This window comes from Tenacibaculum piscium, assembly GCF_021390755.1.
In the GTDB taxonomy this organism is placed as follows: Bacteria; Bacteroidota; Bacteroidia; order Flavobacteriales; family Flavobacteriaceae; genus Polaribacter; species Polaribacter piscius.
On the sequence record NZ_JAJGWR010000002.1, the window covers coordinates 190,533 to 203,227 of the forward strand.

Here is a 12,695-nt window from a genome sequence, read left to right on the forward strand (position 1 = left end):
ATTTAGTCACTTAAATTTAATAAAAAAGGCTATTTTTTGTTTGATAATTAATTTTTAAAGTTTTATTTCAGTTTTTTTCTAAAGATAAAACTTCCTAAAAAATACAAAATCAACGTAAAGATACTTGAGTAAAGTGTGTTTAAAAGTACTTTAGAGATATTGTAAAAGCTAAAATTAATCAAACTAAACAAAATAAAGTGATGAATACCTGTTAAAATTACGGTATAATTAAAAACTTTTCCAAAGGATTCCAATTTTAAGTCGAATAATAAATAATCGCCTTCATTTTTTTTGAAAATTGCTTTAATAAACCAAAGTCTTATATAGGCGATAAATAATATTGAAAAAGCATGTATTCCGCCAGAATTTGAAAAAGCATCAATACATAAACCTAATAAAAAAGAGATGCTTAAAAACGGAATTCTATTGGTATTTAAAGGATATAAGAAAACAAAAATAATGTATACATACGGATTGATGTATCCTAAAAATAACACATTATTTAGCACAAGAACCTGTAGCAGCAATAAAAAAACAAATAAAAATAAGAGGTAGATGGTTTTATTCATTAATCATTTATTAGTATTTATTTGTGAATATTTTCTAGGTTTTTGATTTCTTTTTTATCAAGATTTGTAACGATATAGATATGTTCTAAATTAGCCATATCATTAAATAAGGTAATATCAATTGTGTAAGAAACGGCTAATTTATCAGGAATTTCACGAACAGTTCCCACGGGAACTCCTTTTGGAAAAATGGTCGATTTTCCACCTGTAATAATCGTATCTCCAACTTTAAAAATTGCTTGCCGAGGAATATCTGTTAATTGAACGGTATTATAATTTTGTCCATTCCATTTTAAGGTACCGTAATAATTATTGTTTTTAAAGCTTGCGTTAATACTACTTTTGGCATTTAAAATAGATTGAACTCGCGCATATTTACCGCTTGTATTATCTGTAATTCCAATAATTCCTTTACTATTGATAACCGCCATTTCAGTCGTAATTCCATCATTTGTTCCTTTATTAATCGTTATAAAATTATTAGCTTCATTATAAGAATTGTTAATAATTTTACCATTGATATAAGTAAATTGTTGCTTATTTTTTAAAGAATCAATATTGGTCTTCATATCAGCATTAAGAGATATCATTGCTGTATCAGCGATATTTAGAGTACTGTATAGGGAGGCTATTTTATTTTTTAAACGGGTATTTTCTTCAGAAAGTATTTTGTTATTACTTTTTAAATGTAGATATTCAAAAATATTGGCGGATTGTTGATAAAAACCACCTGTAATATAATTGGTAGAACTAATAAATTTACTCCTGTGAAAAGAATGATTATTAATCATTAATGCAACAGCAATAATTTCTAGAAATAGAAAAAATAAGAAATTCTTATACCTCTGAAGGAAATAAAGAAGCTGTTGCATAAATAATCATTCAAAATTTATTTGATTAATACAGATTTGTATTTTTCAAGGTTTTTTAAGGCAATTCCTGTTCCACGTACTACGGCACGTAATGGGTCTTCGGCGACATATACTGGTAAATCTGTTTTACGAGATAAACGTTTATCTAATCCTCGAAGCATAGAACCTCCACCAGCTAAATAAATACCGCTATTATAAATATCGGCAGCTAATTCAGGCGGTGTTTTAGACAATGTTTCCATTACAGCATCTTCGATACGTAAGATTGATTTATCCAATGCTTTGGCAATTTCTCTGTAAGAAACCTGTACTTGTTTCGGCTTTCCGCTTAATAAATCACGTCCTTGCACCATCATATCTTCAGGCGGACTTTCTAAATCTTCGGTTGCAGAACCTATTTGTATTTTGATTCTTTCAGCCGTAGTTTCCCCTACATGTAAATTGTGTTGCGTACGCATATAATACATAATATCACTGGTAAATAAATCTCCAGCAACTTTTACAGATTGGTCGCAAACAATGCCTGCAAGTGCGATTACTGCAATTTCAGTAGTTCCTCCACCGATATCAATAATCATGTTTCCTTTTGGTTCCATAATATCAATACCAACTCCGATTGCTGCTGCCATTGGCTCGAAAATTAAATAAATTTCCTTGGCATTCATATGACGTCCAGAATCAATAACGGCACGTTTTTCAACTTCCGTAATTCCAGAGGGAATACAAATAACCATTCGCAATGATGGTGGAAAAAATTTCTTTTTGATGGCAGGAATTTGTTTAACAAATTCTTTAATCATTTCTTCAGATGCCTGAAAATCTGCAATTACGCCATCTTTTAACGGACGAATTGTTTTTATATTTTCATGAGTCTTCCCTTGCATTCTGCTAGCTTCATGACCAGTGGCAATAATTTTACCTGTCAATCGGTTACGTGCAACAATAGACGGGTTGTCAATGACAACTTTTCCATTGTGGATTATAAGTGTGTTTGCAGTACCTAAATCGACTGCAATATCTTCCGTCATAAAATCGAAGAATCCCATATAAAGTCCGTTGTTTTTACTTGTGTTTTACTTATTTTGAATGTAATCTCACAAATCTAATCAAAATCTGTGGGTAATTTACATTGAATATAAATTAATGTTTAAAATGTCTTGTTCCTGTAAACACCATAGAAACATTGTTGTTGTTACAGTAATCGATACTTAATTGGTCTTTAATAGAACCTCCTGGCTGAATTACACTTTGTATTCCTGCGTTTTTTGCAATTTCTACACAATCAGGAAATGGGAAAAAAGCATCACTTGCCATCACGGCTCCGTTTAAATCAAAATTGAAACTTTTTGCTTTCGCGATTGCTTGTGTTAAAGCGTCAACTCTACTTGTTTGACCCGTTCCACCCGCTAATAATTGCTTGTTTTTTACTAAGATAATCGTATTCGATTTGGTATTTTTACACAATTTAGAAGCAAATAATAAATCATCTAATTGTGCTGTTGATGGTTTTGTATTTGTAGGATATGATAAATCTTCTAATTTATCCGTAATCATGTCTTTATCTTGAATTAAAACACCATTTAAAGCTGTTCTAACGGTTTGTGTAGGTAAAGCGATTTCTTTTTGAACTAAAATAACCCTATTTTTCTTTCCTTTCAAGATAACTAAAGCATCATCATCAAAAGAAGGAGCGATAACTACTTCACAAAATAATTTATGAATTTCTTCGGCAGTTGCTTTATCTATTTTGGTATTTGAAATTAAAACACCTCCAAAAGCTGAGGTTGGATCGCCTGCTAAAGCATCGGTATATGCCTGAGAAATAGTGTCTCTTTGTGCAAAACCACAAGCGTTATTATGCTTTAAAATTGCAAAAGTTGGTGCTTCTCCTTTAAATTCGTTCATTAAATTAATCGAAGCATCAACATCTAATAAATTATTATAACTTAATTCTTTTCCGTGTAATTTATCGAACATTGCGTCTAAATCACCAAAGAAATAGCCTTTTTGATGTGGGTTTTCACCATATCTTAACGTTTTAGAAGTCGTTTCACTTGCTTTGTAAACAACTTCATCTTCATTAAAATAGTTGAAAATTGCTGTATCATAATGAGAAGAAACATTAAATGCTTTTGCTGCTAATTTCTTTCTATCAGAAATTGTTGTGTTTCCGTTAGTTTCAGTAATTAAATTTAAGAAATCACCATATTGTTCCATTGAAGAAACAATAATTGTGTCTTTAAAATTTTTAGCTGCTGCACGAATTAATGAAATTCCACCGATATCAACTTTTTCAATAATATCTTGTTCAGGAGCTCCAGAAGCTACTGTTTTTTCAAAAGGATATAAATCAACAATCACTAAATCTAATTGCGGAATGTTGTATTCTTTCATTTCGGCAACATCTCCTTCATGGTCTTGACGATTTAAAATTCCTCCAAATACTTTTGGATGTAATGTTTTCACACGTCCGCCTAAAATAGAAGGATATGAAGTAACTTCTTCCACAGGTACTACGTTTATACCTAATTCTTTGATGAATTTTTCTGTTCCACCAGTTGAATAAATAGTAACGCCTAGGTCGTTTAATTTTTGTACAATTGGAGCTAATCCATCTTTATGAAATACCGAAATTAGGGCAGATTTGATTGTTTTTGTGTTGTTCATTGTTGCAGTGTTGTTAAGCGCGCAAAGCTACTAAAAGCGTGAAGCTTATACAATAATTATTTTGATTTGTTATGAAATAAATAACGCTACTTTTTTACAGGCGTATTCTAATAGATTTTCGTCATCTGCTGTAAAAACATTTGCGGTATGCGAATCGATATCAATTTGACCGATGTTCTGATTATCAACAAAAATAGGAATTACAATTTCTGATTTCACTTTCCAGCCACAAGAAATATAATTGTCTTGTTCTTTCACATCTTGCACCACAAAATTTTCATTACTAACGGCAACTTGTCCACAAATTCCTTTTCCGAAAGGAATAATGGTGTGTTCGGTTGGTTCTCCATGGAATTGCGCTAATTTTAATTCGTCTTTATCGCCATTTTTAAAATAAAAACCGACCCAATCATAATATGAAATTTCGGATGCTAAATAATCACAGATTTGTTGTAATTTTTCTTCTTTAGAATGATTGTTTTCTGCAATGTTATTTATATTACTTTTTAATTCTTGTAAATTCTGTAAGCTCATTTTGATATTTTTTTAAGTAAAAGGTAAGCTACAAAAATAGTTTTAACAATTCTTTTAAATACTGATTTTTTAAATTTTTCGTATCTTTTCGTATCTTTGTTTCCAATGAAACAACTATTTACAAAAATAACGACCCTATTATTAGCTTTGCTAGTGATGTTTTCTACCTTTTCTTTTACGGTGGCAAAACATTATTGTGGTGATTTTTTAGTAGCTGTTTCTTATGTCGGCAAAGCAGATACTTGTGGAACATCAGTAGTAAAAGATACTTGTGAAACGGTTCTTAAAAAAAAGAAATGTTGTAAAGATGAACTTTCTCAAATAGAAGGACAAGACAATATTCAAAAAGTTTCTTTACAAAAAATAAGCTTTGATTCCGTAAAATTATTTATTGCGTTTAACACTTTTTATACATTATTTTTTCAAGAAATTGAGCAAGAAAAGGCTGTTTATAAGCAATATTTCCCACCAGATTTTAAGGTAAACTTTCAAATACTTCATCAAGTTTTTATTATATGATTTAGCAATTTTTATTAAGTATTTACGTCAATTTTCACGTCATTTTTATGAGGTGAAAAGTAAATATGTAACAAATTATTGTTGAATTTAATACTATAAAATCATGAAAATAAATATATTCGGTATTTTTATACTGATTTCTACTGTTGTCTTTTCTCAAAATGAATTTAAAGGCATGATTATGAACGAACATAATCCAAAAAATAATTTAGGCGTTTACGGCGCAAGCGTTCATTGGTTAGACACAAGTGTAGGTGTTACCACTAACGAAAAAGGTTGGTTTACAATTCCGTATAAAAAATCATATAAAAAATTAGTCGTGAGTTTTGTCGGATTCAAAACCGATACAATTACGATTAATGCTACTAATAATTTAAAACCGATACATCATTTTTTAACGGAAAATAGCACGTTAGAAGAAGTAACAATTAATTCTAAAAAAAAGGGAATTGAAAAATCATATTTTCATTCTCAAAATTTAGTAACGATTAATAGTGAAGAATTATTAAAAGCGGCTTGCTGTAATTTGGCAGAAAGTTTTGAAACAAATCCATCAATTGACGTTAATTATTCGGATGCTTTAACAGGAACAAAACAAATTCAAATGTTGGGATTAACCAGTCCGTATTTGTTGATAACTCAAGAAAATATTCCTTCTATTCGAGGTGCATCACAGGCTTTTGGATTGTCTTTTACGCCAGGAACTTGGGTCGAAAGTATTCAAATAACTAAAGGAGCGGGGAGTGTTGTTAATGGTTTCGAAAGTATTTCAGGACAAATAAATACCGAATTAGTAAAACCATTAACCGATGCTAAATTTTTTCTAAATACGTACGCATCCGCAGGAGGAAGGCTGGAACTCAATACACATTTCAACCAAAAAATAACAGATAAATGGCAAACAGGAATTTATATTCACGGAAATTCTAGAAATGAAAAATTTGATAAAAATAACGATGGTTTTTTAGATAATCCACTGGCAAAACAAGTGAATATCATGAATCGTTGGCAATATACAGATGCCCAAAAAGGTTGGATTAGTTTTATCAATTTTAGATATTTAGATGATGAAAAACAAGTAGGGCAGGTGGCTTTTAATCCTGATATACATCAAGGTTCAAGCACTTTTTGGGGAAGTGAAATTAAAACAAAACGCTTTGATACTTCGGCAAAAGTAGGCTATGTTTTCCCTGATTTACCGTTTCAAAGTATCGGATTTCAAGTGGCGTATAATAAACATAATCAAGATTCTTATTTTGGATTAAGGGATTATAATATTGAACATCAAAGTTTATTTTCTAGTATTATTTTTAATTCAATTATTAGCGATACTCGTAATAAATTTAAAACAGGAATCAATTTTACTTTTGATGCTTACGATGAATTTGTGAAAATTTCCACGCCTCAAAATTTCAATAGAAATGAAAAATCCTTGGGAGCTTTCTTTGAATATGGGTATGATAATGCTGATAATTTAAGTATTACTGCGGGTTTAAGAGCGGATACGCATACGATATTAGGAACTTTTTTAACGCCACGTTTGCACGTTCGATATACGGCTTGGGAAAAAGGTGTTTTTAAAGCATCGATAGGAAGAGGAAAAAGAAGTGCGAATATTTTTACAGAAAATCAACAATTTTTTGGTTCTTCAAGGCAATTAATTATTGATAAAACAGGAAATGATATCTATGGTTTAAACCCTGAAATTGCATGGAATTATGGCGTGTCATTTTTACAAGGCTATACATTATTTGATAAAAAAGGTGATGTAACATTCGATTTTTATCGAACAGATTTTCAAAATCAAGTGGTTGTTGATTGGGAAAATCCGCAGGAAATAGCCTTTTATAATTTAGATGGAAAAAGCGTTGCAAATAGTTTTCAGTTAGAAATAAATCAAAATATAGTACCGCATTTAAATACGCGTTTTTCGTATAAATATTATGACGTAAACACCGATTTTAAATCAGGAAATTTAGCGAAATCATTGCAAGCAAAACATCGATTTTTCGCCAATATTTCCTACGAAACGCATCAAAAAGAAAACCATGCACAGTGGAAATTCGACCTAACCTATAACTCGATTGGTGAACAACGCTTGCCTAATACAGTGTCAAATCCGAGTGCGTATCAACTGCCAAAATACTCGGAAAGCTACAATTTATTAAATACGCAAGTTACCAAAGTGTTTTCAAAAAAGTTTGAAATCTATGCAGGAGTAGAGAATATCACCGATTATACACAGAAAAATCCTATTCTTGGAAGTGAAAATCCGTTTGGAGAAAATTTTGATAGTACCATAATATACGCACCGATGTTTGGACGAAATTTTTATGCAGGATTGCGATTCAAAATAAAATAATCATAATAAAATTAAACCCAAATTAAACCCAAATTAAACCAAAATAAACATGAAAAAAATAGCCATAATAATTACCGTTTTAGTAATGAGTATCTCTTTATCAGCACAAAAAAAACAGAAAAATGCTAAAGTTTCTATTCAAATTGACGGCGTTTGTAAAATGTGTAAAAATCGAATTGAAAAAGCAGCTTTAAATTGCAAAGGCGTGAAATATGCAAATTGGAATGTGAACACCCACGAATTAAAATTAATTGTCGATAAACGAAAAACAAACGAACAAATTATTCAACAAAATATTGCTAATTCAGGACACGACTCTAAAGAAATTAAAGCAACTTCCGAAGCTTATGAAAGTCTGCATAATTGTTGTAAGTACAGGGATGAAGAAGTAAAAGAGGAACATAAAACAGTTGAAAAATAGTACTACTTTTTTACTGAATTATTTTTTTTTTTAGAATAAAAACACTAAAACTCAAGTTTTAAACTTGAGTTTTTTTTATGATATAATTTATAATAACATCAAAAACAGATTAATTAACTATTAATTTTAGGATAATAAAAGGCTAATTGTCAGTAGTTAATTGTGAGTTATTACTAAATTATTATTGTTTTTAAGTAACTTTCAAACGTTATGAAAAAACTTAAAAACTATCTGCCATTTCATTTTTTAATCTGTGTGATTATTGGAATTTTAACACAATATTACACGCATATTTGGCACTATAATTTTATATATTTAGCAATTTTGATGCTTTTAATAACGGGCGTTTTATTGCTTTTTAAAAATAAAATAGCAAGTAAAATTTATTATACAATTACTACTTTTTTATTTTTTATACTTCTTGGAATTTCGACTACTTTTTTAGATAATCCAAGAAATTTAAAAAATTATTATCAAGAACATCTTCGTGAAAATAGTGAAAATTCGGGTGCAATATTGCAAATTCACAAAGTTTTAAAATCGGGAAATTATGCCGATAAATATATTGCAAAGGTCATTCAAATTGATACGAAAAAAACAACAGGAAGTATTTTAGTAAATATCAATAAAGACAGTATTTCAACGCCTTTACAGGTTGATGAACGTCTTTTTATTGCGTCAGAATTTCAAAATATAAACATTGCTTTAAATCCTCATCAATTTGATTATGCCGATTATTTGGCGAAAAAACACGTATATCAGCAAGTTTTTTTGAATCAAAATAATTATAAAAAAGTTCCAACAGCAAGGGTTTCTATTTATGGTTTATCTGCCGATTTTAGACGTAAAATTCAAACATCTTTAAAAAAATACGACTTTACTAAAAATGAATTGTCTGTAATAAATGCGCTTTTACTAGGACAGCGAAAAAATATTTCTAAAAGTCTTATCGAAAGTTATACTGATGCGGGAGCGATTCATATTTTAGCGATTTCAGGATTGCATATTGGAATAATTTTAATGATGCTAAATTATTTTTTAAGTCCGATCGAACACCTTAAAAACGGGCTACTTTTTAAAACAATATTACTCGTTATATTACTTTGGATGTTCGCTTTTATTGCAGGATTATCGGCATCGGTGGTTCGGGCAGTTACGATGTTTACCTTTGTGGCAATTGGCGATTCTTTTAAAAGGAAAAAAGTTGTTGAATTTTCATTAATAAGTTCGATGCTTTTTTTATTGCTGATACAACCATTATTTCTATTTGATATCGGTTTTCAGTTGAGTTATTTGGCGGTTTTTGGAATTATTTGGGTACAACCGTTGTTGTTTAATTTATGGAATCCGAAAGGGTGGTTTTTGAGTAAATTTTGGAGTTTATTAAGCGTTTCCATAACAGCACAAGTAGGAATTTTGCCACTTATTTTGTATTATTTTCATCAATTTCCTGGATTGTTTTTTGTGTCAAATTTACTAATTATTCCTTTTTTAGGAGCAATTTTGATGGGTGGGATTTTAACAATTACATTCGCATTGTTACATATATTACCAGCTTTTTTTGTTGATTTTTATGGATTCATAATTTCATTAATGAATGAAATTGTTACTTGGGTTGCCCAGCAAAAACAATTTTTATGGCAAGAAATCCCGATGTCATTTATACAAATGTTGGTTTGGTATTGCCTTATTATTTTCACGTATCAACTGATTATCAGTAAAAAAATGAAATCGCTTATTTTAGTACTTATTGCGATGATTTCCTTACAAATTGTTTTTATTTTTGATGAAAAAAAGCAACAAGAAACACGTGAATTTATTGTTTTTCATAAAGGAAAAAGTACTTTATTAGGCATTCGAAATGGCGATAAGTTGCAAGTTTTTCACAATACAAATCACAATAAGAATCAAAAAAATATAAAAACTAAAAAGAATATAAATACTCAAGGTTTAGAAATATCTGAAGAAAAAAATATAAAAGCGTATCAAATAAATGAAGGCGTAACTAGTAATTTTCCCTCAAAAATACCTGCTATTTTTTCTTTTTATTCGGATACAATTTTACTTGTTGATAGTTTAGGAATTTATGATATTTCGTTAAAAAAACCGATTGTAATTTTACAAAATTCGCCTAAAATTAATTTAACTCGATTGTTAAAAAAACTAAATCCGAAGCAAATAATTGCTGACGGAAGTAATTATAAAAGCTATGTGAATAGGTGGGAAGCTACTTGTGGTCAACAAAAAACTCCGTTTCATAGTACTCGAAAAAACGGAGCGTTTTATATCAAAAAAGAATAATTCTACATCGCACTTTTAAATTCTTTCTCAAAAGTTGTCCATTCTGTGGTTTTGTAATGGTCTTTCGTGAAGAAATTTATGATTTTTTCAAAACGTTGCTCGCTTAAATATCCGGGAACAGTTTGAATTAATCTTTTCTCTACATCAAAAAAAGCAGTAGAAGGATAACTCATTTGTCCTTTCATAATTTGGGCGGCTAATTCATGATACTTAACGCGTCCTTGCTCGATATATTTATAAGTTTTACCGTTGAAGAAAATATCATCCTTTCCTTCGCCGTCCATTTTTACAGCGTAATAATGCTCATTAAGATATTTTATAATACTATTATTTTCATAAGTTGTTTTATCCATCTTTTTGCACCAACCACACCAATCGGTGTATAAATCGACTAAAATAGGTTTCGGATTTTTGTCATTTTTAGCAATTGCTTGTTCAAAAGTTAGCCAATTAATTTTTTCTTGTGCCTGTACATTTATCGAAATAAATGCGATTATTACGAATAATGTCGTTAAAATTGTTTTTTTCATGGTTGATAAATTTCAAAAAAAGTATCTCAATAAGTGTTCCAAATTTACAAAAAAACCTATCAATATTAATACTGTATTAATATTGATAGGTTTTTGAATTATTTTGACTTAATTTAATTTGTTGTAAATTAATTATTTAACTCCGTGCATTAATTTTTTAATTACAGGACTTAAGGCTAAAATAATAAGCGCCGCTATAATTGGAACAATTGTGAAAATTAAGAAAAATGTAGATAAACTATATTCTTCTGCAATATTTTCAATTTCACCTCCAATAACCGCTGCTACTTTATTTCCTATCGCAATGGCCAAATACCACATACCAAACATAAAAGCAATCATACGAGCAGGCACTAATTTTGATACGTATGCCAATCCGACAGGCGATAAACAAAGTTCTCCTAAAGTGTGTAATAAATACGCTAAAATCAACCAAACCATACTTACTTTAACACCCTCTTGCATTCCGTAAGAACCATACGCTAATAAACCAAAACCTGATGCCATAATAACTAAACCTAAAGCATATTTTCCCGTTACTGATGGATTGTATTTACTTTCCCACCATTTCGAAAATAAAGAAGCAAAAGCAATGATGAAAAATGAATTTAATACCGAAAACCATGATACGGTAATTTCAGAAATATCCGATGAAAATTCACGACCTAACATCCAAAGAGCAATTGCCCACATAAGGCTAAAACAGATTACTAGAACAATGTTTGAACCTGGTATTTTTTTAAAAGTCTTTTTCCAAAGGATAAATAATACATAGGTAATTATTGCTAATGGAATTACAGTAATTAAAGCATTTATTGTATTGAATATTAATGCACTATTACCAGTTAAAACTCTATCGACATTATCTCTAGCAAATAATACCAATGAAGAAGCTCCTTGTTCAAAACTCATCCAAAAGAAAACCGTAAAAAAAGCAAAGATAATAAACGCAATCATTCGGTCTCTGATTACTCTAGTGTAACGACTAATTCTGCTGATTACTAATACTAAAAATGCACCTAATCCTGCTAATACAGCAATGTATTGTCCTTCTAGGCTTCCCATTTTTAAAGCTGAAAACATATCAAAACCTGCAATTTTTGAAATTGGGTCATTTAAGGCATATCCTAAACCTAAGGTTCCTGAAATTGCGATTAAAATTTTATCAATTTTTGTAAAAGGATTTAATTGCTCTTCTTCAGAACGATTTTTATTAATTTCAATAGCTTCTGTTTCAGAAATAGCAACTGGTTTTGCACCAATTTGTCCGAATAAATTTCCTGACATCCAAAATTGGATAGTTCCTAAAAACATGAAAATTCCTGCTAATCCGAAACCATAATGCCAACCTACTTTTTCAGCTAAATATCCACATAATAACATTCCGAAAAATGCTCCTGCATTTACACCCATATAAAAAATGGTGTATGCACCATCTTTTTTATCGGGGCTTTTCTTATACATTTCAGAAATGATAGCCGTAATATTCGGTTTAAAAAAACCTGTTCCAATTACTAACAATCCTAATCCTGCGTATAATGAAATCTCGGTATCAAATGCCATTGCAGCATGTCCTAAAGTCATAATTAAAGATCCGATAACAACAGCTCCTCGATATCCTGTTAATTTATCAGCAACAACACCACCAATAATTGGGGTGATATATAATAACATGGCATACGTACCAAATAAAGCTCCTGCATTTTCAGCAGACCAACCCCATCCTGGATTATCGGCACCAACAATAGCCATGGTTAAAAAATTTACCAATAACACACGCATTCCGTAAAATGAAAAACGTTCCCACATTTCCGTGAAAAACAACACAAACAATCCCGCAGGGTGTCCTAAAACTTTGTCTTCAAATAAATTTTCAATATCTGTATTCATCTTTTGTTATATAATTTTTATTTAAGCGAT

11 protein-coding genes are annotated in these 12,695 nt (G+C 30.2%); 4 read left to right on the forward strand and 7 right to left on the reverse strand.

Going from position 1 to position 12,695, the window contains the following annotated elements:
- Positions 1–62 precede the first annotated feature (62 nt).
- The 5 genes from mreD to L0U72_RS04950 all read right to left on the reverse strand — a co-directional run bounded on the left by mreD (position 63) and on the right by L0U72_RS04950 (position 4,642).
- A complete protein-coding gene (gene mreD / locus L0U72_RS04930; protein ID WP_101917690.1) occupies positions 63–569 on the reverse strand; it encodes a rod shape-determining protein MreD in 507 nt (168 codons plus the stop codon).
- Positions 570–586: 17 nt separating this feature from the next.
- Complete coding sequence (mreC, locus tag L0U72_RS04935; RefSeq protein WP_233898565.1) at positions 587–1,441, reverse strand: rod shape-determining protein MreC; 855 nt, start codon at positions 1,439–1,441, stop codon at positions 587–589.
- 17 nt (positions 1,442–1,458) lie between these two features.
- Positions 1,459–2,487: a rod shape-determining protein gene (locus L0U72_RS04940; RefSeq protein ID WP_101917686.1), complete on the reverse strand. Its 1,029-nt coding sequence runs from the start codon at positions 2,485–2,487 to the stop codon at positions 1,459–1,461.
- Between the two features lie 94 nt (positions 2,488–2,581).
- Positions 2,582–4,108, reverse strand: a complete 1,527-nt coding sequence (gene purH / locus L0U72_RS04945; RefSeq protein WP_233898566.1) for a bifunctional phosphoribosylaminoimidazolecarboxamide formyltransferase/IMP cyclohydrolase — start codon at positions 4,106–4,108, stop codon at positions 2,582–2,584.
- A 69-nt stretch (positions 4,109–4,177) separates the two neighbouring features.
- Complete coding sequence (locus L0U72_RS04950) at positions 4,178–4,642, reverse strand: GAF domain-containing protein (protein WP_101917683.1); 465 nt, start codon at positions 4,640–4,642, stop codon at positions 4,178–4,180.
- Between the two features lie 105 nt (positions 4,643–4,747).
- Here L0U72_RS04950 and L0U72_RS04955 point away from each other — a divergent pair, with 105 nt between their 5' ends.
- The 4 genes from L0U72_RS04955 to L0U72_RS04970 all read left to right on the forward strand — a co-directional run bounded on the left by L0U72_RS04955 (position 4,748) and on the right by L0U72_RS04970 (position 10,245).
- A complete protein-coding gene (locus L0U72_RS04955) occupies positions 4,748–5,161 on the forward strand; it encodes an HYC_CC_PP family protein (protein ID WP_233898567.1) in 414 nt (137 codons plus the stop codon).
- A 103-nt stretch (positions 5,162–5,264) separates the two neighbouring features.
- Positions 5,265–7,523, forward strand: a complete 2,259-nt coding sequence (locus L0U72_RS04960; RefSeq protein WP_233898568.1) for a TonB-dependent receptor — start codon at positions 5,265–5,267, stop codon at positions 7,521–7,523.
- A 49-nt stretch (positions 7,524–7,572) separates the two neighbouring features.
- Positions 7,573–7,944: a heavy-metal-associated domain-containing protein gene (locus L0U72_RS04965; protein ID WP_233884463.1), complete on the forward strand. Its 372-nt coding sequence runs from the start codon at positions 7,573–7,575 to the stop codon at positions 7,942–7,944.
- A 210-nt stretch (positions 7,945–8,154) separates the two neighbouring features.
- Positions 8,155–10,245, forward strand: coding sequence for a ComEC/Rec2 family competence protein (locus tag L0U72_RS04970; protein ID WP_233898569.1), 2,091 nt, complete (start codon positions 8,155–8,157; stop codon positions 10,243–10,245).
- 2 nt (positions 10,246–10,247) lie between these two features.
- Here L0U72_RS04970 and L0U72_RS04975 read toward each other — a convergent pair whose 3' ends face one another.
- Together L0U72_RS04975 and L0U72_RS04980 are read right to left on the reverse strand one after the other, a co-directional pair.
- Complete coding sequence (locus tag L0U72_RS04975) at positions 10,248–10,775, reverse strand: thioredoxin family protein (RefSeq protein ID WP_101917679.1); 528 nt, start codon at positions 10,773–10,775, stop codon at positions 10,248–10,250.
- Between the two features lie 132 nt (positions 10,776–10,907).
- Positions 10,908–12,665, reverse strand: a complete 1,758-nt coding sequence (locus tag L0U72_RS04980; RefSeq protein ID WP_233884460.1) for a peptide MFS transporter — start codon at positions 12,663–12,665, stop codon at positions 10,908–10,910.
- Positions 12,666–12,695: the final 30 nt, after the last annotated feature.